At 70.4% G+C, this 25,087-nt stretch carries 22 protein-coding genes; 9 read left to right on the plus strand and 13 right to left on the minus strand.

What is annotated here, in order from left to right; all coding sequences use genetic code 11:
* Positions 1-127 precede the first annotated feature (127 nt).
* Entirely contained in the window at positions 128-841 is a 714-nt protein-coding gene (locus AW273_RS31595) for a hypothetical protein (RefSeq protein WP_062356326.1), read from the plus strand.
* Here AW273_RS31595 and AW273_RS31600 read toward each other — a convergent pair.
* Complete coding sequence (locus tag AW273_RS31600; RefSeq protein ID WP_062356328.1) at positions 838-1,278, minus strand: sterol carrier family protein; 441 nt, start codon at positions 1,276-1,278, stop codon at positions 838-840. The two genes, AW273_RS31595 and AW273_RS31600, sit on opposite strands and share 4 nt — an antisense overlap.
* Before the next feature lie 144 nt (positions 1,279-1,422).
* Here AW273_RS31600 and AW273_RS31605 point away from each other — a divergent pair, with 144 nt between their 5' ends.
* Positions 1,423-3,510 (plus strand): PhoX family protein, encoded by a 2,088-nt coding sequence (locus AW273_RS31605; RefSeq protein ID WP_062356331.1) that lies wholly within the window; start codon positions 1,423-1,425, stop codon positions 3,508-3,510.
* Here the strand turns inward: AW273_RS31605 and AW273_RS31610 are convergent.
* Positions 3,507-4,910, minus strand: coding sequence for an MFS transporter (locus AW273_RS31610; RefSeq protein ID WP_062356334.1), 1,404 nt, complete (start codon positions 4,908-4,910; stop codon positions 3,507-3,509). The genes AW273_RS31605 and AW273_RS31610 overlap by 4 nt on opposite strands.
* An 81-nt stretch (positions 4,911-4,991) precedes the next feature.
* On the opposite strand from AW273_RS31610, the gene AW273_RS39235 reads away from it, so the two are divergent.
* The gene (locus AW273_RS39235) at positions 4,992-5,675 is read left to right on the plus strand and encodes a TetR/AcrR family transcriptional regulator (RefSeq protein ID WP_063910180.1); all 684 of its coding nucleotides are present in this window, start codon (positions 4,992-4,994) and stop codon (positions 5,673-5,675) included.
* Here AW273_RS39235 and AW273_RS31620 read toward each other — a convergent pair.
* From AW273_RS31620 to purS, 7 genes are all read right to left on the minus strand, one after another.
* Positions 5,614-6,999 (minus strand): MFS transporter, encoded by a 1,386-nt coding sequence (locus AW273_RS31620; protein ID WP_062356340.1) that lies wholly within the window; start codon positions 6,997-6,999, stop codon positions 5,614-5,616. The two genes, AW273_RS39235 and AW273_RS31620, sit on opposite strands and share 62 nt — an antisense overlap.
* Positions 6,996-7,661 carry a Crp/Fnr family transcriptional regulator gene (locus AW273_RS31625; RefSeq protein WP_030455084.1) on the minus strand — a complete coding sequence of 222 codons (666 nt, stop codon included), beginning with the start codon at positions 7,659-7,661 and terminating at the stop codon, positions 6,996-6,998. The genes AW273_RS31620 and AW273_RS31625 overlap by 4 nt, the downstream gene beginning before the upstream one ends.
* A gap of 16 nt (positions 7,662-7,677) precedes the next feature.
* Positions 7,678-9,795, minus strand: a complete 2,118-nt coding sequence (locus AW273_RS31630; RefSeq protein WP_232327692.1) for an adenylate/guanylate cyclase domain-containing protein — start codon at positions 9,793-9,795, stop codon at positions 7,678-7,680.
* 286 nt (positions 9,796-10,081) lie between these two features.
* The gene (gene purL, locus AW273_RS31635; RefSeq protein WP_062356345.1) at positions 10,082-12,352 is read right to left on the minus strand and encodes a phosphoribosylformylglycinamidine synthase subunit PurL; all 2,271 of its coding nucleotides are present in this window, start codon (positions 12,350-12,352) and stop codon (positions 10,082-10,084) included.
* Between the two features lie 20 nt (positions 12,353-12,372).
* A complete protein-coding gene (purQ, locus tag AW273_RS31640; RefSeq protein WP_062356348.1) occupies positions 12,373-13,047 on the minus strand; it encodes a phosphoribosylformylglycinamidine synthase subunit PurQ in 675 nt (224 codons plus the stop codon).
* 106 nt (positions 13,048-13,153) lie between these two features.
* Positions 13,154-13,603: an ATP-binding protein gene (locus tag AW273_RS31645; RefSeq protein ID WP_030455088.1), complete on the minus strand. Its 450-nt coding sequence runs from the start codon at positions 13,601-13,603 to the stop codon at positions 13,154-13,156.
* A gap of 172 nt (positions 13,604-13,775) precedes the next feature.
* Positions 13,776-14,021 (minus strand): phosphoribosylformylglycinamidine synthase subunit PurS, encoded by a 246-nt coding sequence (purS, locus tag AW273_RS31650; protein WP_030455089.1) that lies wholly within the window; start codon positions 14,019-14,021, stop codon positions 13,776-13,778.
* Positions 14,022-14,282: 261 nt separating this feature from the next.
* Here purS and pdhA point away from each other — a divergent pair, with 261 nt between their 5' ends.
* The 5 genes from pdhA (at position 14,283) to AW273_RS31675 (ending at position 18,887) form a co-directional block, all read left to right on the plus strand.
* Entirely contained in the window at positions 14,283-15,365 is a 1,083-nt protein-coding gene (pdhA, locus tag AW273_RS31655) for a pyruvate dehydrogenase (acetyl-transferring) E1 component subunit alpha (RefSeq protein WP_062356350.1), read from the plus strand.
* The gene (locus tag AW273_RS31660) at positions 15,362-16,336 is read left to right on the plus strand and encodes an alpha-ketoacid dehydrogenase subunit beta (protein ID WP_083950198.1); all 975 of its coding nucleotides are present in this window, start codon (positions 15,362-15,364) and stop codon (positions 16,334-16,336) included. The genes pdhA and AW273_RS31660 overlap by 4 nt, the downstream gene beginning before the upstream one ends.
* Before the next feature lie 11 nt (positions 16,337-16,347).
* Positions 16,348-17,619: a dihydrolipoamide acetyltransferase family protein gene (locus AW273_RS31665; RefSeq protein WP_062356353.1), complete on the plus strand. Its 1,272-nt coding sequence runs from the start codon at positions 16,348-16,350 to the stop codon at positions 17,617-17,619.
* 196 nt (positions 17,620-17,815) lie between these two features.
* Positions 17,816-18,580: a hypothetical protein gene (locus tag AW273_RS31670; RefSeq protein WP_062356356.1), complete on the plus strand. Its 765-nt coding sequence runs from the start codon at positions 17,816-17,818 to the stop codon at positions 18,578-18,580.
* 10 nt (positions 18,581-18,590) lie between these two features.
* Positions 18,591-18,887 (plus strand): Dabb family protein, encoded by a 297-nt coding sequence (locus AW273_RS31675; RefSeq protein WP_062356358.1) that lies wholly within the window; start codon positions 18,591-18,593, stop codon positions 18,885-18,887.
* On the opposite strand, the gene AW273_RS31680 is transcribed toward AW273_RS31675, so the two are convergent.
* A complete protein-coding gene (locus AW273_RS31680; RefSeq protein ID WP_062356361.1) occupies positions 18,884-20,701 on the minus strand; it encodes an acyl-CoA dehydrogenase in 1,818 nt (605 codons plus the stop codon). The genes AW273_RS31675 and AW273_RS31680 overlap by 4 nt on opposite strands.
* Positions 20,702-20,845: 144 nt before the next feature.
* Complete coding sequence (locus AW273_RS31685; protein WP_062356364.1) at positions 20,846-21,292, minus strand: hypothetical protein; 447 nt, start codon at positions 21,290-21,292, stop codon at positions 20,846-20,848.
* Between the two features lie 77 nt (positions 21,293-21,369).
* Here AW273_RS31685 and AW273_RS31690 point away from each other — a divergent pair, with 77 nt between their 5' ends.
* Positions 21,370-21,822 (plus strand): GNAT family N-acetyltransferase, encoded by a 453-nt coding sequence (locus AW273_RS31690; protein WP_062356367.1) that lies wholly within the window; start codon positions 21,370-21,372, stop codon positions 21,820-21,822.
* Here AW273_RS31690 and AW273_RS31695 read toward each other — a convergent pair.
* Positions 21,806-23,818, minus strand: coding sequence for a molybdopterin-containing oxidoreductase family protein (locus tag AW273_RS31695; RefSeq protein WP_062356370.1), 2,013 nt, complete (start codon positions 23,816-23,818; stop codon positions 21,806-21,808). The genes AW273_RS31690 and AW273_RS31695 overlap by 17 nt on opposite strands.
* 4 nt (positions 23,819-23,822) lie before the next feature.
* On the minus strand, positions 23,823-25,055 hold the full coding sequence (locus tag AW273_RS31700) for a M28 family peptidase (protein WP_062356373.1): 1,233 nt from the start codon (positions 25,053-25,055) through the stop codon (positions 23,823-23,825).
* Positions 25,056-25,087 lie beyond the last annotated feature (32 nt).

A 25,087-nucleotide genomic window follows, 5' to 3' on the forward strand; every position in this document is an offset into this window, starting at 1 on the left:
TGCTTGAGTCTATTTCGGCCTCTTGGCTGCTCGGACCCCCGGGTGGGCTGAACCCGGCGAAATGATCACCAGCGCTTTGCCGTGTCGGCCGCCGTATCCCCGGCCCCACAGGGGAAGTGAGAGGAATATGACCACTCCTGACGAGCCGAGGGACGACCAGCCCAAGCGGCGCATGCCCTGGGACGTTCCGCCCGGACAGGCCCCGGGCAGGCCGTCGCCGGACGCCGAGGACACCGCCGTCTTCAGCGCCGAACACCACCCCGGCGGCTCACTCGGGCCCGACCCGGGGCGGCCGGAGAATCGGCCGGAGAATCAACCGGAGAACTGGCCCGAGAACCAGCCGGGACACCGGGCGGAGCCGCCGCCGGAGGGCGTGCCGCAGGGCCGGCCCGAGAGCCCGCCGCCCTATCAGCCCGGACCTTCCGGGCCGAGCGCCTACCAGCCGACCTCCTACCCGCAGGCCCCCTACCCCTCGGCGCCCTACGGCGAGAGGCCGCCGTCCAAGGGCGGCGGGCTGGGCACGGCCGCGCTGGTGCTGGGCATCGTGGCGATCGTGCTGCTGCTGGTCTGCGGCCTCGGGCTGCTGGTGGCGGTGGCCGGTGTGATCGTCGGCATCATCGCGATCGCGAAGCGGTCGAACAAGGGGCGGGCCGTCGTCGGCCTGATCCTGAGCATCCTGACGCTGGTGATAGGAGCGATCATCATCGGCGTGGTGGTCAACTGGGCCAACAAGAACAATCTCGCCGAGTGCTTCGACACCCGCCTGCACCCGACGCAGGAGTCGCAGCAGCAGTGCGTCCAGCGGAAGATCAACGCGCCGGTCTCGGAGGGCGGCTACTAGAAAAGAGGGAGGTAGGGCGACAGGTCGGCCCGGCCGCCGCTCGCCCTGACCCGCCCGTCGGCCACCGCCGCGGGCCAGCCCTCCCGGCCGGTGGCCAGCACGATCCACGTGCGGGGGTCGGTCTCGACCACGTTCGGGGGAGTGCCCCGGGTGTGCCGGGGCCCCTCGACGCACTGGACGGCGGCGAACGGCGGCACCCGCACCTCGACGGTCCGGCCGGGGGCCCTCGCCACGAGTTCGTCGAGCAGGAACCGCACGGCCGCGCGCAGCGCCTCGCGCCGGGGCTCGGTCTCCCGGCCGTACGCCGACAACACCGCCGAGACCACGGCGGGACCCGCGGCGGCGTCGGGGCCGTCGAACGGCGGCAGGCCCAGATCCGCCAACTGGACGTCGAGAGCCGCGCGAACGCGGGAAGGGTCCTGGCGGCGGGGCGGCATGTGCCCATTGTGGCGGGTGGGATCGTTCACCGATGCGGCGGACGACGTTCACCTTCACTTCGGTCGCCAACAATACGGTCCGGGCGGGGACCTGCGCCGTCTGGGCCGTTCCCTCGATCCCCGCGCGACCCTTTTGGAGGAGCTGTGACGAACCCGTCACCGCGTCGATCCCTGCCGCTGCTGACGCCGGCCCACCCGGGCGGCCGCAGCGCCATGACCTGTAAATACCGTTGTGGCGACGCCTGTTTCCACGAAGTGCCCAACACGAGTGAGAACACCTACTTCGGTGACGTCGTCGCCGACATGTCCCGTCGGGGCGCGCTGCGCGCCGGGGCGCTGGGCGCGCTGGTCCTGTCGGCCGGTGTCGTCGGCGCCGCCGCGACCCCCGCCGCGGCCGACGACAAGTTCACCCTCGACTGGTGGAACAAGGGCGGCAACTGGAACAGCGGCGGCTCCCACCCCTACAAGGGCGGCCTGACCTTCACGCCGGTCGCGCCCAACACCAATGACCAGGTCACCGTGCCGAACGGCTACCAGTCGGCGGTCGTGGTCCGGTGGGGCGACCCGGTCCTCCCGGGTGCGCCGGCCTTCGACTTCGAGGCGCAGACGCCCGACGCGCAGGCCAGGCAGTTCGGCTACAACTGTGACTTCGTGACGCTGTTCCAGCTCGGCCGCGACCGCGGCCTCCTCTGGGTGAACCACGAGTACACCAACGAAGAGCTGATGTTCCGCGGCTACACCAACGGCGACAACGCCACCCCCGAGCAGATCAACATCGCGATGAACGCCCACGGCGGTTCGGTCGTCGAGATCCGCCGGAGCGGTAACACCGGCCGCTGGGAGCTCGCCACCTCCGGCCCGCGCCGCTACAACCGCCGCATCACGGCCCACACCGAGATGAGGTTCACCGGCCCGGCCGCCGGTTCGAGCCTGCTGAAGACCGCCGCCGACCCGAGCGGCCGCGTGGTCAAGGGCATGCTGAACAACTGCGCCGGCGGCACCACCCCGTGGGGCACCGTGCTGACCGCCGAGGAGAACTTCAACCAGTACTTCGTGAACGCCGGCAAGGCGCCCGCGGAGGCCCAGGCCGGGCTGACCCGCTACGCCCTCCCCACCGGGCTCGCCGGCCGCCGCTGGGACCGCGTCGACGAGCGCTTCGACCTGGGCAAGCACCCCAACGAGGCCAACCGCTTCGGCTGGATCGTCGAGATCGACCCGACCGACCCCGACTCGACCCCGATCAAGCGCACCGCGCTCGGCCGCATGGCCCACGAGGCGGCCACCACGACCATCAGCCGGGACGGCCGGCTGGTCGCGTACATGGGCGACGACTCGCGGTTCGAGTACATCTACAAGTTCGTGTCGAAGGACCGCTACATCCCGGGCAACGACCGCCACAACCGGACGCTGCTCGACAACGGCACCCTCTACGTCGCCCAGTTCACCGGCGACAGCCCGGCCGCCGAGATCGACGGCACCGGCAAGCTGCCGAAGGACAAGGCGTTCGACGGCGTCGGCAAGTGGATCCCGCTGGTCAGCGGCACCAGGTCGTACGTCGCGGGCATGACCGCCGAGCAGGTCCTGGTCTTCACCCGCCTGGCCGCCGACAAGGTCGGCGCGACCAAGATGGACCGCCCGGAGGACATGGAGCGCAACCCGGTCACCGGCACCGTGTTCGTCGCCCTGACCAACAACACCGCGCGCAGCTCGGGCCCCGACGAGGCCAACCCGCGCCTCAACAACAAGCACGGCCACATCCTGGAGATCGCCGAGAACCGCGACGACGCCGCGGCGCTGACCTTCGCGTGGAGCCTGCCGCTGGTCTGCGGCGACCCCAACGACCCGGGCACCTACTTCGGCGGCTTCGACAAGACCAAGGTCTCGCCGATCTCCTGCCCCGACAACGTCGCCTTCGACAAGGACGGCAACCTCTGGATCTCCACGGACGGCAACGCCCTGGGCACCCACGACGGCCTGTTCGCCGTGCCGGTCCGCGGCAAGGACAAGGGTCACGTCCGGCAGTTCCTCACGATGCCCAAGGGCGCCGAGTGTTGCGGTCCGCTGGTGTCGGAGGACCAGAAGTCGGTCTTCGTCGCCGTGCAGCACCCCGGTGAGGGCACCGGCGCCTCGCCGGCCGCCCCGATCTCCCACTTCCCCGACGGCGGGACCTCGCAGCCCCGTCCGTCGGTCGTGGTCGCCTGGCACAAGCAGGGCAAGAAGATCGGCAGCTAGACCAGCGCCGGGTCCCGGTCGTCCTCGGTGACCGTCTCGACGGTCCGGTCCCTGCGGAGGGCGTAGAGGGCGACCGGGACCCCGGCCCCGACGATCGCCGCGGCGATGAGCAGCGTGAACTGGTAGGCGTCCAGGAACGCCGCCATCGTCGGGGCGGTCTGCCGGGCGTTCAGGACCGCGCCGAGGATGGTGATCCCGAGCAGTCCGAAGACCTCGCGGGAGACGTTGAGCGTCCCCGAGGCGACCCCGGCCCGGTCTGCGGGCACCGCACCGATGATCACGTCGGTCAGCGGCACGAGCATGCCGCCGCCCGCGCCGAAGACCAGGAACCAGGGCAGCAGGTCGAGATAGGTCGAGCCGGCGCCGGTGCTCGACAGGCCCGCCATCGCGACGACCATCAGGGCGAGCCCCGCGGCGACCGACGGGCCGGTGCCGATGCGCCGGGCGAGCTGCGGCGAGAAGACCGCGACGGCCGCCATGAGCAGCGCCATCGGCACGAATCCCGCCCCCGCCTCGGTCGGGCTGAAGCCGAGCGCGCTCTGCAGGTAGATCGCGGTGAAGAAGTAGATCCCGAACACGCCGAACGCCCACAGGCCCATCGACAGCAGGCCGCCGCTGAACACCCGCGAGCGGAACAGGCGCAGGTCGATCATCGGCTGACGGCTGCGCGACTCGATCACCAGGAACGTGGCGAACGCGACGGCGGCCAGCGCGAACGAGCCCAGGATGAGCCCGGAGGTCCAGCCCTCGCCCTCGCCCTCGATGAGCGCGAAGGTCAGCGCGAACAGTGCGAGCGAGGAGCTGAGCACGCCGGGCACGTCGATCCGGACCCCTCTGGTGCGCACGCTCGCCGGCAGGGCGACCGCGGCGATCACGGCCACCACGATTCCGATCGGCAGGTTGATCAGGAAGATCCAGCCCCAGCTGATGTTCTCGCTGAGCACGCCGCCGGTCAGCGGCCCCACGGCCAGCGCCAGCGCGGAGACGGCGCCCCAGATCCCCACGGCCGTGGCCCGCTCGCGCGCGTCGACGAACGTGGCCCTGATCAGCGCCAGCGACGTGGGCGTCACCAGGGCGGCGCCCACGCCCTGCGCGACCCGCGCCGCGATGAGCGTCTCCTGCGAGCCGGCCAGCCCGGCGGCGACCGAGGAGGCGGTGAACACGGCCAGGCCGATGAAGAACATGACGCGCAGCCCGAAGACGTCGGCCAGCCGTCCGCCGGCCAGCAGCAGCCCGGCGAAGGCCAGGATGTAGCCGCTCACGATCCATTCGAGCCCGGCGAGCGTCAGCCCCAGGTCCTGCTCGATCGTCGGCAGCGCGACGTTGACCACGTTGTTGTCGAGGTAGGTCATGAACGTCGCCAGCGACACGGCCGCCAGCACCCACCATCTTGATCGCATTGCTCAGGCCCCCTATACGGAGTACTTGTACGGCGTACATGTACAGTGCATAGCTCAGCTTGTACGTCGTATAGTTGTCAAGTGGCACCTGAGAAGCTGAGCCGGGAATCAGTCGTCGAACGGGCCATCGACCTGATCGACGCCGAGGGGCTCGAAGCCGTCACCGTGCGGCGGCTCGCCCAGTTGCTCGGCGTCACGCCGATGGCGCTCTACTGGCATTTCAAGAACAAGGACGAACTGCTCGCCGGCGTGGCCGACCATCTGCTGGCGCAGATCCTCGCCGAGGTCACCGACGAGCCCGCGTGGCACGTGCAGGTCCGGGGGGTGGTCGAACGGCTGGTCACGCTGCTCGACCGGCACCCGGCGCTGGCGACCCTGCTCCACACGGTCGACAAGCACCGCGTCGACAGCTTCAACGTCGCCACCAACATGGCCCTCGACCTGCTCCGCAGGGGCGGCTTCACCGTCCAGGAGGGCTTCCTGGTCTCGTCCTACCTGCTGTCCGGGGTGATCGGCCTGGTCGGCGGCGCGCCGGTCTGCCCGACGCCGCTCAGCCCCGCCGAGGCGCGCGAATGGCGGCGGCGCAAGCGCCTGGAACTGGAGAACCTGTCGGCCGAGCGTTTCCCGCTGCTGATGGAGTTCGCCAAGACCTGGGAAGACGAGACCGACGTGGCCGAGTACTACAAGTACGGCGTCGACCTGCTCATGGCCGGGGTCGAGACGATGGCCGCGCGAGTGCGGCGCACATCGCTCCCACCAGACTGACGCAGAACAGCGTCGCGTACGTCACCCGGAATCCTCCCATCAACTGCTCCACCGCCGAAGGCGACAGCAGCGACAACGTCGCCTGGTAGACCTGCGCCCGGATCTCGGGCGTGACCGCCCCGGTCAGCAGGGTCAGCGTGGTCGCCACGCTGAGCGACATGCCGAAGTTCTGGATCGTCAGCCGGAACCCGTTGACCACCCCGAGGCTGCCCGCCGGGAGCACGTTCATGATCTGGGTGGTGTTCCCCGTCAGGAAGGTCCCGTTCCCGCATCCGGCCAGGAACAGCCCGGCCGCGATCACCGGATAGGACGCCTCGGTCGACAGCGCCAGCACGGCCAGCCCGCACGCCGCGAGCACCGCCCCGCCCACCGACACCGCGTAGGCCCCCAGCCGCCGCGCCAGCGCCCCGGCGAGCGGCGAGGCGAGCGCCATCCCGGCCGGCACCGGCAGGATCGCCAGCCCGGCCTGGAGCGCGTCGGCCCCGCGTGCCGCCTGGAAGTACAGCCCGGCCAGCAGGATGAGCGACGAGCGTGCCAGCGCCGCGCAGAACGAGGCCAGGTTCGAGAACACCAGCAGCGGCGCCCCGAACAGGGCGCCGTTCAGGATGGGGTTGGCCGCCCGGCGCTCCACCGCGAACAGGACGGGCGCCAGCGCCGCCGCGACCGCCAGGCCGGCGAGCGACCCCTCGGTCACCGCGTAGAGCGCGGCCGACAGCAGCAAGAAGATCACCAGGTTTCCGGCGGCGTCGATCGGCGCCCGCCGTCCCGGGCTGCCCGGCCGCAGGATGAGGAGCCCGGCCACCAGCGCCAGCAGCCCGGCCGGCACGTTCACCCAGAAGATCCACCGCCACCCGAGCGTGTCGGCGATGAGGCCGCCCAGCGTCGGCCCGGCGAGCTGCGCGATCGAGAGGGTGCCGATGTAGACGCCCATACCCTGGCCGAGCCGGTCGGGCGGGAAGGCGTCGGTGATGATGACGGTCCCGTTGGCCAGGATCATCGAGGCCCCGATGGCCTGCAGCGCCCGCATCGCGATGAGCACGCCCACATCGGGGGCCAGCCCCGCCAGCGCCGAGGCCGCGGTGAAGAGGGCGAACCCGGTCAGGTAGACCCCGCGCCGCCCCAAGAGGTCGGCCACCCGCCCGAAGAACACCAGGGTCGCCGTGTTGACCAGCATGAACGACAACAGGATCCAGTTCGACGCGAACGGCGACGCGTGGAAGTGCCGGACGACGACGGGTAACGCGACGTTCAGCGTGCTGCCCGACATGCCGATGAGGATCAGCCCGAGGCTGGTGACCAGGCAGACCCGCCAGGCATACCTCACCGGGCTCTCTTGCGCAGCCCGTCCAGGTCGTAGATGATCACGCGGCGGCGGCCGGTCTCGATCAGTCCCCGGTCGCGCAGGCTCCTGAGGGCCTTGCTGACGGCCTCGCGCGACGCGCCGGTCCAGCCCGCCAGTTCGTCTTGGGAGAGCGGCAGCATCACCCGCACGCCGCCCGGGGTCTGCTCGCCGTAGCGTTCGGCCAGCTCGACCAGGCGGGTGGCGACCCGGCCGGTGGTGTCGAACGCGCCGTATTCGACCCGCTTGCGGTCGGCGTCGCGCAGGCGGCCGGTGATGAGCTGGAGGAGCAGGACGGCGATGCGGCCGTGTTCGCGCAGGAACGAGGCGAAGTCGCGGACCACGATGGCCTCGATGGGCTCAAGCGCGGTGACGGTGCCCGATCGGGGGCCGCCGTCGACGGCCGACATGTCGCCCAGCAGGGCGCCGGGACCGCGTACCGCGAGCACGACCTCGGTGCCGCCCGCCGTGTGGGACGACACCTTCACCCGCCCCGAGGTCAGCACGATCACCCAGTCGTTGGTGTCGCCCTCGGTCATGACGGTCTCGCCGCGCTCCCACTGCCGGGGCCGCCCGGCGGCCCGGAGGTCGGCGATCTCCTCGGCGGTGAGGAGGGCCAGGAACTCTCCCGGCTCGGGTGATTTCATGTCGTCCAGTCTTGGGTCAAGCATGGTCGTTCGTAAAATCGATCTCGACAGCACGCAGCACGTACGCGTGCACGGGGTGGTCCTTGCCCTTGAGCGACAGGTCGCCCAGCGAGACGACGTCGGCCGGGCCGAGCAGCTCGTAGGTCGACTGGCCGATCACGACCGACCCCGGCTCGGCCAGCGCCTGGAGCCGGGCCGCGACGTTGACCGCGTCGCCCATCGCGTTGAAGCCGCGGAACTCGGGGCTGCCGATGTTGCCGACCAGCGCCGGGCCGGTGTTGACGCCCACCCGGAACTTGGGCCACTCGACCTCCGACAGCAGCCCCGCCTCCTGCTCGCGCAGCACCTCGGCCGACACCCGGGCCGCCGCCCGCTGCATCTCCAGGCCCGCCTGCGCGGCCCGCCGCGCGTGGTCGGCCTGCGGCGCGGGCGCGTTGAACAGGGCCAGCAGGGCGTCGCCGACGAACTGCACGATCGTGCCGCCGTTGCCGAGGATGCACGGCACCGCCGCGGTGTGGAAACGGTTCAGCATGTCGACGATCTCGCCGGGGGAGACCTTCTCGGAGAACGTGGTGAACCCGCGCAGGTCGGCGAACAACGCGGTGACCTCGGTCAGCGAACCGCCGAGCGCGGCCTTGTTGGGATCGGCGAGCAGGCTCTTGGCGACGTCCGGAGACATGTAGGCGCGGAAGAGGGTCTCCAGCTCGGCGTAGAGCCGGGCGTTCTCCAGGCTGATGGAGAGCTGGGTGGCCAGCGTGGCGGCCAGGGCGGCGTCCTGGGAGGTCTGGCCGACCGGCACGGCCAGCGCGCCCGCCAGGTGGCCCTTCACGGTCAGCGGGTGGACCACCGAGCCCGACATCTCGACCGGCGACCCGCCGGTCAGCGTGGCCACCTCCTGGGTCGTCAGGGTGGGTGCCCCGCGCGCGCCGAGCGGGGTCAGCGCGCCGCCGCTCATGACGCTCACCCGCACGTCCCCGTACGCCTCCCTGACCCGCCGCAGCGACTCCGACAGCAGCTCCGACTCGGGCAGCCCCACCCGGGCCCGGCCGCCGACGTCGACGAGCGCGCCCAGCCGCTCCGACAACTCGCGCTCGTTCGCCAGGGCCGCGCCGGCCTTGTCGAGCACCGCAGCCTGGCCCTCGGTCAGCTTGAACCGCCCGGCCAGCCGCGTCGCGACCGGCACGCCCGACTCGGTCCGGCGGCGCAGGTGGGCGACGAGCTCTTCGAGGGCCTCCTCGTACTGGGCCTGGATGCGCCGGGCGGTCGCCGACAGGGTGACCGCGTCGAACAGGCCGCTGCTGGAACCCTCCCGCCGGAACTGGATGTACGCCGAATAGGCCACGAAGAAGAACGCCAGCGTCAGCAGCACGTGCCAGAGCCACCAGGAGAGCGCCCAGTTGCGGTGCTCGATCCCGGCGATCATCACCTCGGCCAGCAGCGCGTAGGCGGTGATCAGGGAGATCAGCACGGCGGCCGGTCGCCTGCGGTGCAGGCGGAACATCATGAGGGCGGCGGCGACGTAGAGGAAGACCCCGATCAGCCCCCAGAAACCGAGGCCGATGCCGCCGGGCGGCAGCTTGTCGGTCAGCGGCGTCAGGCCCGGCACCAGCGACGCGACGCCCCACGCGACCAGCAGCACGCCGACGGCGAGGCGCAGCGGAAGCTGGAGCTTCAGCACCGTGTCGCCCTGCCGGTCGTTCAGCGGCAGGCCCGAGAGGAAGGCGAACACCGAGGCGATCATCAGGCCGACCGGATGGGCCAGGTCGAAGCCGACCGTCGCGCCGGGGAGGATGACCGCGGGGGTGCTCAGCGCGTGGAGGGTGAAGAACCCCGCGTTGCTCAGGAAGACCAGCGAGACCAGCAGGAGCCGGGCGTCTCTCCGCCGTGCCGACGCCTGGCTGATCAGCACTCCGAGCACCAGGTTGACCCCGGCGACCACTAGGACCAGCCAGAAGTGGCTCGGGTTGTGCTGCCAGACGTGGTCGAGGTCGACCGTGTGCGGGTCCTCGTCCACCGGGTGGGCCAGCAGCAGCCACAGGCCCAGCATCGGCACGATCAGGTGAATGAACCAGACGACCCCTCTCACCGGCTGCGTCGCCGGCGGCAGGAAGAGGTCTTGGTCGTTCGAGGTCACGGAGATCCTCCGGAGGTCAGCCTTGGGCCTGAAGTGCGGGTTCCTCCCGAACGGTGCTGATTATTCCGCTGCCTGGGAGCGCGGCCAACGCGAAGAGGCCATACCAGGGATTAATACGCGTTCACCGATGCGAAGACGTGATGTTCCGCTGACATCCAACGGCACAACTTGCTCGTCTATCTCTCTGTCACCTGGTGTAACAGGCGTTGGGGTCGTGGGGGCCTCGATGCTCGTGCACATGACAGAGCCCCTCCGGATCGGCGCCGGAGGGGCTCTTCCAAGAGTGTCAGCCGAACACGCCCGGAAGCGTGGCCTCGTGAGACATCCGGAGTTCGGCCACCGTGGCTTCCAGCACGCCCTCGACGACCAGGCTGTCGCCGCCGGTCTCGCCCAGGCCGTAGCAGGGCACGTCGAGGCGGGCGCACAGGTCGGTCAGCGCCTCGAAGTGTTCCGGCTTGAGGCAGACCAGCGCCCGCGCCGCCGACTCGGAGAACAGGTCGACGAACGCGTCGTCGCCCGGCAGGGAGACGGTCACCCCGACCCCCTGGGCCAGGCACGCCTCCGCGAGCGCGATGGCGAGACCGCCGTCGGACAGGTCGTGGGAGCCTTCGAGCAGGCCCTGCTTCGACGCCTCGGCCAGGACGGCCGCCAGGTCGCGCTCGGCCTCCAGGTTCACCCGGGGCGGCAGCCCGCCCAGATGGCCGTGGGCGACGTGGGCCCACTCCGACCCGCCGAACTCGTCGTAGGTCGCGCCCAGCAGCACCACCCGCAGCCCCGCCTCGGGGAAGCCCGACCTGACGCGCTTCGCGACGTCGTCGATCACGCCCAGCACGCCCACCACGGGGGTCGGGTTGATCGCGGCCGAGCCGGTCTGGTTGTAGAAGGACACGTTGCCGCCGGTCACCGGCACGCCCAGGGTCTTGCACGCGTCGGCCAGGCCGCGCACGGCCTCGGCGAACTGCCACATGACCTCGGGGTCTTCGGGCGAGCCGAAGTTGAGGCAGTTGGTCACCGCGAGCGGGGTCGCCCCGGTCACGGCCACGTTCCGGTAGGCCTCCGACAACGCGAGCTGCGCGCCCGCGTAGGGGTCGAGCTTGGCGTAGCGCCCGTTGCCGTCGGTCGCCAGGGCGATGCCCCGGGTGGTCTCCTCGGCGCCCGGCATGACCTCGCTGACCCGCAGCAGCCCGGCGTCGGCCGGCTGGGCGAGCACGGTGTTGCCGCGCACGTAGCGGTCGTACTGCGAGGTCACCCACTCGCGGGACGACAGGTTCGCCGACGCGATGAGCTGGAGCAGGGTGGTCCGCAGGTCGGACGGGCGCTCCAGCGAGTCGGGGGTGTCGAGGTTGAGGTCGTGCTGACCCAGCGGCTCGTGGAAGGGCCGCTCGTAGACGGGGCCCTCGTCGGCGGCGGTGCCCGGCGGGATGTCGACGATCACTTCGCCGTCCCACGTCATGACCAGGCGGCCGGTGTCGGTCACCTCGCCGATGACGGTCGCCGGGACGTCCCACTTCTCGCAGATCGCCAGGAAGGCGTCGATGTCGCCGGGTGTGACCACGGCCATCATGCGTTCCTGCGACTCGCTCATCAGGATCTCCTCGGGCCGCAGCGTGGGGTCGCGCAGCGGGACGAGGTTGAGGTCGACGGTCATGCCGCCGGTGCCCTTGGCTGCGAGCTCGGTGGTCGCGCAGGACACCCCGGCCGCGCCGAGGTCCTGGATGCCGACGACCACGTCGGCCTGGTAGAGCTCCAGGCAGCACTCGATCAGCAGCTTCTCCATGAACGGGTCGCCGACCTGGACGGCCGGCCGCTTGGCCTGCGACTCGTCCTCGAAGGTCGCCGAGGCCAGCACCGAGGCGCCGCCGATGCCGTCGGCGCCGGTCCGGGCGCCGAACAGGATGACCTTGTTGCCCGGCCCGGGGGCGGTGGCCAGCTTGATCTGGTCTTTGCGGAGCAGGCCGACGCATAGCGCGTTGACCAGCGGGTTGCCGATGTAGCAGGGGTCGAAGACGACCTCGCCGCCGATGTTCGGCAGGCCCAGGCAGTTGCCGTAGTGGGAGATGCCCTCGACCACGCCCGGCAGCACCCGGCGGGTGTCGCCCTGGTCGAGCCCGCCGAACCGCAGCGAGTCCATCACCGCGACCGGCCGCGCGCCCATCGACATGATGTCGCGCACGATGCCGCCGACCCCGGTGGCCGCGCCCTGGTGGGGCTCGACGTAGGAGGGGTGGTTGTGCGACTCGATCTTGAAGGTGGCCGCCCAGCCGTCGCCGATGTCGACGACGCCCGCGTTCTCGCCCATGCCGACGAGCAGCGCCTCGGACTTGGGGGCCTTGGTGCCGAACTGCCGCAGGTGCACCTTCGACGACTTGTACGAGCAGTGCTCGCTCCACATGACCGAGTAGATGGCCAGCTCGGAGCCGGTCGGGCGGCGGCCGAGGATGGCCACCACGCGGTCGTACTCGTCCTGCTTCATGCCGAGCTCGGCGAACGGCATGCGCTCGTCGGGGGTCTGCCCGGCCCGCTTGACCGTGTCGACGGATGCCGCAGAAGTCGGCATGCGATGTCCCTGAGAAGCGCTCACGCGTTCACCAGCTTCCGGACGATCGAGGAGAAGAAGCCGCGCCCGTCGACGCCGGGGGCGCCGGTGAGCTCTTCGACGGCGTGCTCGGGGTGGGGCATCAGGCCGACGACGTTGCCGGCCTCGTTGGTGATGCCGGCGATGTCGTTGAGCGAGCCGTTGGGGTTGGAGCCGGCGTACCGGAACACGACCCGGCCGGACGCTTCGAGCTCGGCCAGCGTCTCGGCGTCGGCGACGTAGCGGCCCTCGCCGTGTTTGACCGGGAGGGTGATCTCCTGGCCCTGGGTGAAGTCGGTCGTCCAGGCGGTCGAGGCGTTGTCGACCCTGACGCGCTGGTCGCGGCAGACGTAGTGGAGGCCCGCGTTGCGGACCAGGGCGCCCGGCAGCAGGTGGGCCTCGCAGAGGATCTGGAAGCCGTTGCAGGTGCCCAGCACCGGCAACCCCGCCTGGGCGGCGGGGACGAGTTCGGTCATCAGGGGCGCGAACCGGGAGATGGCCCCGCACCGGAGGTAGTCGCCGTAGGAGAACCCGCCGGGGAGGAAGACCGCGTCCACCCCCTTGAGGTCGTGGTCGGCGTGCCACAGGGGCACGGCCTCGGCACCGGCCAGCCGCAGCGCCCGCGCCGCGTCCTGGTCGTCGAGTGTTCCGGGAAAGGTGACTACTCCCACCCGCATGGTCCGAGATCCTCCAATGCGCACGCGAAGCCCCCGGCTCTCATGTCCGGCGGTCTCTGGCGGTACGCCTCAGGTTATCGGACCACGTGGGATGGGCTAACGCGGGTCAGACAGCAGCCAGTTCGCGGTCTTTGGCCATGGATAGGGCGATGGCGTCGTGGTCCCAGTCGAGTTCCTTGCACAGGCGCACGGTGGTGCCGCTGCCTGGGGTGATGTCGAAGGAGATCTCGTCGACCACGGCCTGCATGATCAGGATGCCGCGTCCGTTCTCGACCTCGCCTGAGGGGTAGCGCTGCGGGATCGCGGTGAGCCCGCGACCGCCGTCTACCACACGGAGCTCGCAACGGCCGTCGTCTATGGCCGCTTCGACCTGGTAGCGGGCCGAGGGCCCGCCGTGCCGCACCGCGTTGGCGCACGCCTCGGAGGTGGCGAGGAGGATGTCGGACACACAGTCCTCCGTCACGCCGAGCGAACGAAGGGCGTCTCCGATCACGCGACGGACCATCGGGATGCCGACCGCATCCCTTGGCAAAGCGAGCGAGAACTCGATGTCCACGGGGTTCCCTCCCCGGTCGTCGTAGGTACCTAAGCAGAGCTTCCCTGTGTGATGAGGGCTAACCGCAAAATCACGCTCTTGTTATTTAGGTTGACCTGGATGCCGGTTTACGGATGGCTGATGTGGCCCTTGTCATGCTTTGTGTAGTTCGGGCCGATGGGAATGTGCTGTTTTACCCCTCGACGCGGACGACGAAGTCCTCGATCACCGTGTTGGCCAGCAGGGTTTCGGCCATCTTCCTGACCTCGGCGATCGCCGCGTCGTCGGCCGGGCCGTCGAGTTCGACCTCGAAACGCTTGCCCTGGCGGACGTCCGAAACGCCCGAGAACCCCAGCCGGGGGAGCGCGCGGGCGATGGCCTGACCCTGTGGGTCGAGGATCTCCGGCTTGAGCATGACATCGACGATCACGCGCGCCACTTGGGGTGCCTCCTGTTTGGGGACGGAGCTCGGGGATGGAGAGTGAGCGCGACAAGCTTATCCACAGGCTGTGGATGGTGTGGCGGCAGGTCGGAGGGGAACCGGAAAGGTGTGGAGCAGGGTGTGGAGGCCGACAGTGATGTCTGCCACTATGTCCGCAAGCGCGGACGTTCCACCACCAAACGGGACGAAAGCGTCTAGACCCGGCCGAAACATGGTGGAAACCCCATTCATGTACGGCCCCGAACGCAGGAGTGGCACATGACTGCCCCTACGGCACCCCCGGAACTCGTCCAGCTCCTCACACCCGAAGGTGAGCGGGTCGAGCATCCCGACTATGACATCGACCTGACGGCCGAGGAGGTCCGGTCGCTCTACCGCGACCTCGTCCTCGTGCGCCGGGTCGACCTGGAAGCGGTCGCCCTCCAGCGGCAGGGCGAACTCGGGCTGTGGGCCTCGCTGCTCGGCCAGGAGGCGGCCCAGGTCGGATCGGGCCGCGCGCTCACCGACGCCGACATGGCCTTCCCGACCTACCGCGAACACGGCGTCGCCTGGTGCCGCGGGGTCGACCCGCTCCACCTGCTCGGCCTGTTCCGCGGCGTCAACCACGGCGGGTGGGACCCCTACGAGCACAACTTCCACCTCTACACGATCGTCATCGGCTCGCAGACCCTCCACTCGGTCGGCTACGCGATGGGCATCCAGCGCGACGGCGCCGAGGCCGCCACGATCGTCTACTTCGGCGACGGCGCCACCTCCCAGGGTGACGTGAACGAGGCCTTCATCTGGGCATCGGTCTTCAACGCGCCGGTCGTGTTCTTCTGCCAGAACAACCAGTGGGCCATCTCCGAGCCGCTGGAGAAGCAGTCGAAGATCCCCCTCTACAAGCGGGCCAGCGGTTTCGGCTTCCCCGGCATCCGGGTCGACGGCAACGACGTCTTCGCCTGCCTGGCGGTCACCCGGGCGGCGCTGCGCAACGCGCGCGAGGGCCAGGGCCCCACGCTGGTCGAGGCCTTCACCTACCGCATGGGCGCCCACACCACCTCCGACGACCCCACCCGCTACCGGGTCGCCGACGAGCTGGAGGCCTGGAAGCTCAAAGACCCCATCGAGCGCGTGAAGGCCTACCTGTTCAAGAACCAGCTCGCCGACCAGGAGTTCTTCGACAAGATCGACGCCGAGGCCGACCAGCTCGGCAAGGACCTGCGGGCCCGCTGCCTCGCCCTCCCCGACCCCCAGCCCGGCGCGATCTTCGACCATGTCTACGTCGAGCCCCACGCCCTCCTCGCCGAGGAGCGCGAGCAGTTCACGACCTATCTGGCCGGCTTCGAGGGGGCCCAGTGACCACTCTGACCTTGGCGAAGGCCCTCAACGAAGGTCTTCGCGCGGCGATGGACGCCGACTCCAAGGTGCTCGTCATGGGCGAGGACGTCGGCAAGCTCGGCGGCGTGTTCCGGGTCACCGACGGCCTGCAGAAGGACTTCGGCGAAGACCGGGTCATCGACACCCCCCTCGCCGAGTCGGGCATCATCGGCACCGCCATCGGCCTCGCGCTCCGCGGCTACCGCCCGGTCTGCGAGATCCAGTTCGACGGCTTCGTCTTCCCGGCCGCCGACCAGATCATCACCCAGCTCGCCAAGATGCCGCTGCGCTCCCTGGGCAAGGTCAGACTGCCGGTGGTCGTACGCATCCCCTTCGGCGGCGGCATCGGGGCGGTCGAGCACCACAGCGAGTCCCCCGAGAGCTACTTCACCCACACGGCCGGCCTGCGCGTGGTGGCCTGCTCGAACCCGGTCGACGCCTACACCATGATCCAAGACGCGGTGCGCTGCGACGACCCCGTGGTGTTCTTCGAGCCCAAGCGCCGCTACTGGGACAAGGCCGACGTCGAGTTCGGCGCCCCCGGCCTGCCGCTCGACCGGGCCCGCGTGGCCCGCGAGGGCGACGACGTCACCCTCATCGCCTACGGCCCCATGGTGAAGACGTGCCTGGAGGCCGCCGCGGCGGCCGAAGACGACGGGCGTTCGGTCGGCGTCATCGACCTGCGTTCCCTCAACCCGCTCGACATGCCCGTCGTCCGCGACGCCGTCAACCGCACGGGCCGTTGCGTGGTCGTCCACGAGGCGCCGATCTTCAGCGGCCTCGGCGGCGAGATCGCGGCGCGGGTGACCGAGCAGTGCTTCTACCGGCTTGAGGCGCCGGTCCTGCGGGTGGGCGGGTTCTCCACGCCCTATCCGCCGTCGCGGCTGGAAGACCACTACCTGCCCGACCTCGACCGCATCCTCGAAGCCGTCGACCGCGCCTTCGGCTACTAGGAGCGCAACGGATGAAACGTGATTTCAAGCTGCCCGACGTGGGCGAGGGCCTGACCGAGGCCGAGATCGTGCGCTGGCACGTCGCCGTCGGCGACACCGTGAAGGTCAACCAGATCGTCGTCGAGATCGAGACCGCCAAGGCGGTCGTCGAGCTGCCCTCTCCCTTCGAGGGCGAGGTGGCCGCCATCCTGGCCGCCGAGGGCGAGACGGTCGACGTCGGGCGGGTCATCATCACCGTCGACGACGCGACCGAAGAGGCGTTGACCGAGAGCCTGGTTCCGGAGGAGCCCCAGAAGCGCGAGCCGGTGCTGGTCGGCTACGGGGTGAAGCAGGGGCCCAGCAAGCGCAGGGCCAGGAAGGGACACGCGGGTTCGGGGATCCCGGCCCCGGCTCAGGAGAAGCCCGCGCGGTCTGGTTCCAACGGCTCGGCTCATCGCGTGGCCGTGCTGGCGAAGCCGCCCGTCCGGAAGCTGGCCAAAGACCTCGGCGTCGACCTCGCCGACGTCGCGCCCAGCGGGCCCAACGGGTCGATCACCCGCGACGACGTGCTGGCCGCGCAGGTCGCGCCCGTCGTCCCGCTGGTGGTGGAGGAGCAGGAGCTCATCCCGGTACGCGGGGTCCGCAAGGCCACCGCCGCCGCGATGGTGGCCAGCGCTTTCACCGCGCCCCACGTGACCGAGTTCCTCCAGGTCGACGTCACCGAGACGATGAACGCCGTCCGGCGGCTGCGGGAGCAGCCCGACTTCGCCGGGGTCAAGGTGTCGCCGCTGCTGCTGGTGGCCAAGGCGCTGGTGACCGCGATGAAGCGGCACCCCCACGCCAACTCCGCCTGGACCGACGAGGCGATCATCCTCAAGAAGTCGGTCAACCTGGGCATCGCGGCGGCCACCGAGCGCGGCCTGATCGTCCCGAACGTGAAAGACGCCCAGGCGCTCTCGCTCGTCGATCTCGCCAGGGCGCTCAACGACCTGACCGACCGGGCCAGAGCCGGGAGGTGCACCCCGGCCGAGCTGACCGGAGGCACCGTCACGATCACCAACGTCGGTGTCTTCGGCATCGACGCGGGCACCCCGATCCTCAACCCCGGCGAGTCGGCGATCCTGGCGTTCGGTCAGATCAGAGACATGCCGTGGGTGGTCGACGGGCAGATCGTAGTGCGCAAGGTCACCACGCTCGCGTTGTCGTTCGACCACCGGGTCATCGACGGCGAACTGGGCTCCTACGTGCTCAGAGACGTCGGCGCGATGCTGGAGGACCCGCTCCGGATGCTCGCCTGGGCGTAGCACAAGAGTCCTGCAAGTCGGTACCAGTGATCCCCAAGTGACTCCTTCTACCGTCGGAGGCGGGTTCCCGTCGGGGGTGTGCCGCACATCCCCGGTGCCCCGGGAGCCCGCTGATCGTCGCGCGGCGAGGCGGCGCCGGGCCCCCTCGGAAAGGGCCTCGCCGCGCGGCACGGTTCGCTGAGAGGAGCAGAAGTCAGTGATCACGGGGTCCACAGCGGGGTCCACAGCGGGGTTCACGGCGGGGTCCACAGCGGGCGCCGACTGCCTCGTCCGGGTCGACGCGGTTCACCTGCCGATCGCGGAGGCCGTCACGATGGTCCGCCAGTTCTCCCACCGTGACCGTGCGGTGCACGACGAGATCATCGACTACTGCCTGATCAGGGCCGAGGTGCTCGCCGACGTCGAACCGCTCACCGAGGACGACCTCCGGGCCGCCGCCGACGAGTTCCGCGACGGCGTGCCCCTGCGCGACCGGGCCGAGACTCTGGCGTGGGTGGCCGAGATGGGCATGTCCGGCGGCCAGTTCGAGGGCTTCATCTCGCTGATCGCCCGCCGCCGCCGGTTCCGCCGCCGTAAGGAGCAGGAGCTGGCACCCGGCTACCTCGCCCACCACCTCGACGACTTCGACCAGGTCAGGGCCATGTGGGTGACCAGCGCCCAGCCGGTGAACGGGGAGATCCTGCGCGGCTTGGGCGGATTGCTCGGCTGCCCGGAGGCCGCTGTCGTGGTCGGCACCCGCCGGGCCCACGCGCTGCCCGCCCCGCTCCGGCACGCCCCGCGCGACACCCTGGTCGGCCCGGTGCCGTTCGAGGACGGCTATCTGACCGGCCTCGTGCTGGAGCGCCGCGCCGCCTCCGACGACGCCGACACCCTGGCGGTGGCCGGGCGGCTGGCCTACACCGAGTGGCTGGCGGCGCGCAGGGAGCGGGCCTCCATCGAGTGGCACTGGGCGACGTCCTAGGCTGGCGGCCATGTTCCGTCACATTGTGCTGCTGCGCTGGGTCGACGACGCCACCGACGATCAGAAGGCCGCCGTCGTCGCCGGTCTGGAGACGCTCCCGGGCGCCATTCCGGAGATCAAGAAGTACGTGATCGGCTCCGACGCCAAGGTCAACGAGGGCAACTTCGACCTTGGCGTGGTCGCCGACTTCGACTCGGCCGACGACTACCTCGTCTACCGAGACCACCCGGTCCACCTGAAGGTGGTCGCCGACTTCATCAAGCCGATCGCGGCGGGCCGGGCGGCGGTGCAGTTCCCGCTGGGTTAGAAGGCGCTCTCCGGCAGGTCCATCAGCTCCTGCGTGGTCGCCGTCAGCATGCGCCGCTCCGACTCGATGCGGGGCAGCACGTTGCCGGCGAAGAAGGTCGCCGCGGCGACCTTGCCGGCGTAGAAGTCGTCGTCCGCGCCCTCCAGGGCCTTGAGGGCGATCTCGGCCTGCCGGAGCAGCAGCCACCCGATGAGCAGGTCGCCGAGGGCCATCAGGAACCGGGTGGTGTTGAGGCCGACCTTGTAGACCTCCTTCGGCGACTCCAGCGACGAGATCGCCCAGCCGGCCATGACGTCGGCCATCGCCTTGACCTCGTCGGCGGCCTCGCCGAGCAGGCCGCGCTCGACCTTGAGGCGGCCGTTGCCGGCCCCGGAGTCGGCGAACGCCTTGATCTGGCCGAGGATCTCGCCCAGCGCGGCGCCCTGGTTGCGCAGGATCTTGCGGAAGAACAGGTCCATGCCCTGGATCGCCGTGGTGCCCTCGTAGAGGGAGTCGATCTTGGCGTCGCGGATGTACTGCTCGATCGGGTAGTCCTGCAGGAAGCCCGACCCGCCCAGGGTCTGCAGCGACCGGGCCAGCATCTCGTAGGAGCGCTCGGAGCCGACGCCCTTGACCACCGGGAGCAGCAGGTCGTTGATCGCCTCGGCCATCTCGTCGCGGCGGCCCTCGGCCGTGGCGACCTGGATGGAGTCCTGGAAGGTGGCCGTGTAGAGGACCAGCGCGCGCATGCCCTCGGCGTAGGCCTTCTGGAGCATCAGCTCGCGGCGGACGTCGGGGTGCGCCGTGATCGGCACGCGCGGGGCCGTCTTGTCGGCCATCTTGGTCAGGTCGGCGCCCTGGAGACGGTTCTTGGCGTAGTCAAGGGCGTTGAGGTAGCCCGTGGAGAGCGTGGCGATGGCCTTGGTGCCGACCATCATGCGGGCGTTCTCGATCACCGTGAACATCTGGCGGATGCCCTCGTGGACGTCGCCGACCAGGTAGCCGACGGCCGGGTGCCTGTCGCCGAAGGTGAGCTCGCAGGTCGTGGAGACCTTCAGGCCCATCTTCTTCTCGACGTTGGTGACGTAGACGCCGTTGCGCTCCTTGAGCTCGCCGGTGTCGAGGTCGACCAGGAACTTGGGCACCAGGAAGAGCGACAGGCCCTTGGTGCCGGGGCCGTGCCCCTCGGGGCGGGCCAGCACGAGGTGGAAGATGTTCTCCGCCATGTCGTGCTCGGCGCTGGTGATGAAGCGCTTGACGCCCTCGATGTGCCAGGTGCCGTCGGCCTGCCGCGTCGCCTTGGTGCGGCCGGCCCCGACGTCGGAGCCCGCGTCGGGCTCGGTGAGGACCATGGTGGAGCCCCAGCGTCGCTCGACGGCGAGCTCGGCGAACCTCTTCTGCTCCTCGGTGCCCAGGTTGTGGAGCACGTGGGCGAACTGCGGCCCGCAGGCGAACATCCACACGGCCGGGTTGGCGCCCAGCACCATCTCGGCGACGGCCCAGCTCAGAGAACGCGGACCGGGGGTGCCACCCAGCTCGGGCTGGAGCTCCAGACGCCACCACTCGGCGTCGACCCAGGCGTTGTACGACTCCACGAAGCTCTTCGGCATCGTCACGGCGCCCGTGACGGGGTCGAAGACCGGCGGGTTCCGGTCGGCGTCGGTGAACGAGGCGGCGATCGGCCCCTCGGCCAGCCGGACGACCTCGTCGAGGATCGTGTGGGCGGTCTCCTCGTCGATCTCCGCGAACGGCCCGGTGCCGAAGAGTTCACCCCGGTTGAAGACCTCGAAGAGGTTGAACTCCAGATCGCGGATGTTGCTCTTGTAGTGGCCCATCACCGCTCCTCCGATATGAGTGCTACTGATGAGTAACTCTACCGGAATGCTACCCGTCAGTAACCCCCAAATGCGGTTATTTCGCACTCTGAGACGGCAGCGCGCCGGGTCGTGGCCACGACCCGGCGCACGATCCGCCACCAGCTAGTTCTTCGCGGCCCGCCCCCGCATGGTGGTGGCGACGATCGCGGTCAGCAGGTAGATCCACGCGCCGCCCCAGGCCGCGTCCCAGGCCGCGCCGAAGACCCCGTCGCCGTCGAGCACGAGCTCGATCGGGTACATCAGGATCGCCGCGCCGGCCGCCGGGTAGAGCGCGAAGCGCCACGGGTGGCGCAGCGACCAGTTCCTGGCCTGCCGGGTGACCCGGTCGCCGGTGTCGGGCTTGGAGATCGCGCCGATGGACGCGACCAGAGTGAACAGGGTGACCCCCACGCCCAGCGCCCAGGCCAGATCGGCCGATCCGGTGATGAGTCCGAGGAGCAGGCTGGCCGTCGCGACCGCGCCGCCGGTGACGGCCGCGGCCTTCCAGGGCGCGCCACGCAGGGCCGCGCCGGCGAGCGACATCTCGTCGCGTCGAGTCAGTTCGTTCATGTATCCAGAGTGCCTAATCGGGCGCTTTGCCCACATCGGGGAAGCCCCTGACCGCCCCCTGAGGCATCCTGGACCCCATGCCTCCGACCTTCCGAGTGGCCACCCGCGACGACGTTCCCCGCATCGTCGACCTGCTGGCCGACGACGAGATCTCCCGCTCCCGGGGCCACGTCGCGGCCGTCGGCCCGGGACACTGGGCCGCCTACGACGCCATCGAGGCCGACCCGCGCAACGAGATCGTGGTCGCCGAGGTCGACGGCGAGGTGGTGGGGACGATGCAGCTCACGTACATCCCCGGACTGTCGCGCGACGGCGCCGAGCGGGCCCAGGTCGAGGCGGTCCGGGTCGCGTCCGGTCACCGCGGCCGAGGGCTCGGCCGGGCCTTCATGACCTGGGCGGTGGCCAGGGCGCGCGACCGGGGATGCCGGGTCGTGCAGCTCACCACCGACAAACGGCGGCCCGACGCGCACCGGTTCTACGCCTCGCTCGGCTTCACCCCGAGCCACGAGGGGTTCAAGCTACTGGGCTGATCTCCACCATGTTGTCGTGGTAGACGGGACCGTTGCCCAGGTCGGCGTCGCGCTCCTCGACCACGGCGTTGGCGTTGGCGCCGCCGCTCAGCTTGGGCCAGTGGCCCTTCGGCGAGGCGGCGACGCCGGGTCGGACCTTGTCGGAGACCTCCACGTACGCCTCGAACGCGCCGAAGCGGTTGGAGACCCTGGCCCGGGACCCCGAGACCAGGCCCCGGGGTTCGGCGTCCCTCGGGTTGACCACCACGGTCGGGCCCTTCGAGCGTCTGAGCAGCTCGGGATTGTTGGCGAAGATCGTGTTCAGGAAGGTGTGGGAGGCGGGGGTGATCAGGGTCAGCCTCCCGTCGTCGCGGGTGCGGGCGCTCAGGGACGGCACGTAGGTGGCCACCCGGGGCAGGCCCGCCTTCTCGGCCAGGTCGGAGACGAACTCCAGCTTTCCGCTCGGGGTGGGGAAGCCGTCGGTGAACGGGACGAAGGGGTCGGCCACGTCGAGCCGGGCCCAGCCGCGTTCGCGCAGCTCGTCGAGCCTGATCGTGGGGGTGCCCTCCAGCAGCTCGGCCGCGATCTCCAGGTCGGTGGCGTACAGGGCCGGTTCGGTCAGGCCCATGCGGTGGGCCAGGCGGCGGAAGGTCTCGGTGGTCGACAGCGCCTCGCCCGCCGGCGGGACGGCGGGCTCGTTCCACATCAGGTACATGTGGCCGTAGCCCTCGTGCAGGTCGAGGTGCTCGATCTGCATGGTCGCCGGGAGCACGACGTCGGCGTAGTCGACGGTGTCGGTGGGGAACTGCTCCATGACCACGGTGAACAGGTCGTCGCGCAGGAGGCGGCGCCTGATCCGGTTCTGGTCGGAGGTGGAGCCCATCGGGTTGGCGCCGTACACCCACAGGCACTTGACCGACTCGTCGAGGCCGTCGGCGAGGCGGGTCATCGTGAGGCTGCGCACCGGGTGGGGCAGGAGGCCGGGGCGGTGGTCGACCTTGAGCGGCACGTGGGCCGAGGTCGAGAAGGCGACTCCGCCGCCGGGGTGGCGCCAGTCGCCGGTCACGCCGGGGATGCAGGCGATCAGCCGCATCGCCGAACCGCCGCCCTCGTGGCGCTGCAGGCCCATCGTGGCGCGGAGGCCGGTCGGGCGGGTGTGCGCGAGGCGGCGGCCGAGGGCCCGGATGTCGTCTTCGGGCAGGCCGGTGATCTCGGCGACCCGGGACGGGGGGTACTGGAGGATCTCGGCGCGGAACTTCTCCCAGCCGAGCGTGTGGTTCTCCAGGTAGTCGCGGTCTTCGGCGCCTTCTTCGAGGACGACGTACAGCAGACCGAGCGCCAGCGCCCCGTCGGTGCCCGGCGCGATCGGCAGGTGTTCGTCGGCCTGCTCGGCGGTCCGGGTCCGGATCGGGTCGATCGCGACGACGTGCGCGCCGTTCGCGCGGGCGTCCTGGATGAACTTCCACAGGTGGTGGCCGGACGTCAGGGTGTTGGTGCCCCAGAGCAGGATCAGCTTCGAGAGCGCGAACGTCTCCGGGTCCATGCCGCCCGGGGTGCCCATGGTCAGCCGCAGGCCCTCGTTCCCGGCCCGCGAGCAGATGTTCATGTTGTGGAAGGAGGCCCCGAGGGCGTTCCAGAAGCGCCGCCCGGCCATGCCCGACTCGCCCTGGACGAACCCGAGCGTGCCGGTGCCCTGGTAGGGCCAGATCGCCTCGCCGCCGTGGGTGTCGACGATCTCCCGCAGCTTCGTGGCGAGGATGTCGAGCGCCTCGTCCCAGTCGATGCGCTCGAACCGCCCGGAGCCCTTCGGCCCCACCCGCTTCATCGGATGCAGGATCCGGTCAGGCGAGGCCGCGTGCTCCAGGTAGCGGTTCACCTTCACGCAGAGCGCGCCCCGCGTGTAGGGCTGCTCCTTGTTGCCCCGCAACGAGGTGGCTTTTCCGTCCTGTACGGTCACCACCCACGAGCACGTATCCGGACAATCAAGGGGACATGCCCCCAGAACCCGCAATTCCATCCCGTCATCGTACGGGTCGGCCGGTGAAGGCGAGTTGCTCCACGATGTAGGCGACCGCGTCCGCGCTCACGTCCAGGACCTGCCGGTTCACGTTCTCGATCGTGTCGCAGGCCTTGTGGTAGCACGGGTCGAACGCGCGGTTCGCGGTCCCGCCGTACACCTCGGCCTGGTCGGGGGTCTTGATGCTGTCGGCGCCGGTGAAGATCCCCCCGGCCGGGATCCCGGCCTTCACGAACGGCCCGTAGTCCGACCGGCCGTCGAACGCGACCTCCTCCGAGGGCAGCCCGCGCAGCCCGTAGAACTCCGTGGCGGCCTCCTCGATCGCGTTGTCGCTGTCGTAGACGCCGTAGCCGTGGTTCTCGGTGGCGACCATGTCGAGGTTGACGTACCCGGCGATCTTCGCCTTCTCCTCCGCCGACAGGTTCCTCACGTAGTGGGTCGAGCCGACCAGCCCGACCTCCTCGGCCCCCCAGAACGCGAACCTGACCGCCCGCTCGGGCCGCATCCGGGCCAGCTGCTCGGCGATCTCCAGCACCACCCCGACCCCCGAGCCGTTGTCGTTGATCCCGGGCCCAGCCTCGACCGAGTCGAGGTGGGCTCCGAGGATCAGCACGTCGTCGGGGTCTCCCTGGCCGGTCTGCGCGATCACGTTCCGGCTGACCTTCATGGTGGACGTGGTGTTCGTCTCCACCGTCACCGGGCCCTCGATCGTGACGTCCTGCGCCACGCCGACGACCGGCAGCGGCGTGCCGGGCTCGCCCAGGGACCCCTTCAGCTCACCCGGCCGGGAGTTGACCACGATGAGCGCGCCCGCGCCGGCCTTCGCGGCCTGGTCGGCCTTGACCCGGAACGAGCACCCGCCGCGCCCGGCCACCGCGATCGAGCCGCGCCGGAACCCCGTCCAGTCGGTGGACAGGCAGCCCATGCCGGTGTCCTGGACCGGCCCCGAGACCCGGCCCGACGGGGAGAAGGCGAAGGTCGCCGCGTCGACCGGGCCGGTGGCCGTGGTCAGCACCGCCGGGCTCACCTCGCGGTAGTGCGGCAGCGTGAAGGACTGGGAGGTCACCTGGTAGCCCGCGGCGGCCAGCACGTGCTCGACGTACTGCGCGGAGGCCTCGTAGCCGGCGGTGCCGACCGCCCGGTTGCCGTGCTGTTTGCCTATTTCGGCCAGGACTTGGACGTGGGCGAAGACGTTGGGCTCGGTGACCGCTTCGTCGAGCCCCGGATCGGCCGACATACCCGTCGTTGTCAGCACCAGAGCCGCAGATA

Origin of the sequence: Herbidospora yilanensis, assembly GCF_001570565.1 — a bacterium.
GTDB lineage: Bacteria > Actinomycetota > Actinomycetes > Streptosporangiales > Streptosporangiaceae > Herbidospora > Herbidospora yilanensis.

Bases quoted from the DNA above. Each gene is read 5' to 3' on its own strand.
- purL (WP_062356345.1), bottom strand. From the start codon at position 12,352: ATGCCGACTTCTGCGGCATCCGTCGACACGGTCAAGCGGGCCGGGCAG.
- AW273_RS31690 (WP_062356367.1), top strand. From the start codon at position 21,370: ATGCCTCCGACCTTCCGAGTGGCCACCCGCGACGACGTTCCCCGCATC.
- AW273_RS31625 (WP_030455084.1), bottom strand. From the start codon at position 7,661: ATGAAATCACCCGAGCCGGGAGAGTTCCTGGCCCTCCTCACCGCCGAG.
- pdhA (WP_062356350.1), top strand. From the start codon at position 14,283: ATGACTGCCCCTACGGCACCCCCGGAACTCGTCCAGCTCCTCACACCC.
- AW273_RS31700 (WP_062356373.1), bottom strand. From the start codon at position 25,055: ATGTCGGCCGATCCGGGGCTCGACGAAGCGGTCACCGAGCCCAACGTC.
- AW273_RS31680 (WP_062356361.1), bottom strand. From the start codon at position 20,701: ATGGGCCACTACAAGAGCAACATCCGCGATCTGGAGTTCAACCTCTTC.
- AW273_RS31685 (WP_062356364.1), bottom strand. From the start codon at position 21,292: ATGAACGAACTGACTCGACGCGACGAGATGTCGCTCGCCGGCGCGGCC.
- AW273_RS31610 (WP_062356334.1), bottom strand. From the start codon at position 4,910: ATGCGATCAAGATGGTGGGTGCTGGCGGCCGTGTCGCTGGCGACGTTC.
- AW273_RS31595 (WP_062356326.1), top strand. From the start codon at position 128: ATGACCACTCCTGACGAGCCGAGGGACGACCAGCCCAAGCGGCGCATG.
- AW273_RS31675 (WP_062356358.1), top strand. From the start codon at position 18,591: ATGTTCCGTCACATTGTGCTGCTGCGCTGGGTCGACGACGCCACCGAC.
- AW273_RS31695 (WP_062356370.1), bottom strand. From the start codon at position 23,818: ATGGAATTGCGGGTTCTGGGGGCATGTCCCCTTGATTGTCCGGATACG.
- AW273_RS31600 (WP_062356328.1), bottom strand. From the start codon at position 1,278: ATGCCGCCCCGCCGCCAGGACCCTTCCCGCGTTCGCGCGGCTCTCGAC.
- purQ (WP_062356348.1), bottom strand. From the start codon at position 13,047: ATGCGGGTGGGAGTAGTCACCTTTCCCGGAACACTCGACGACCAGGAC.
- AW273_RS31665 (WP_062356353.1), top strand. From the start codon at position 16,348: ATGAAACGTGATTTCAAGCTGCCCGACGTGGGCGAGGGCCTGACCGAG.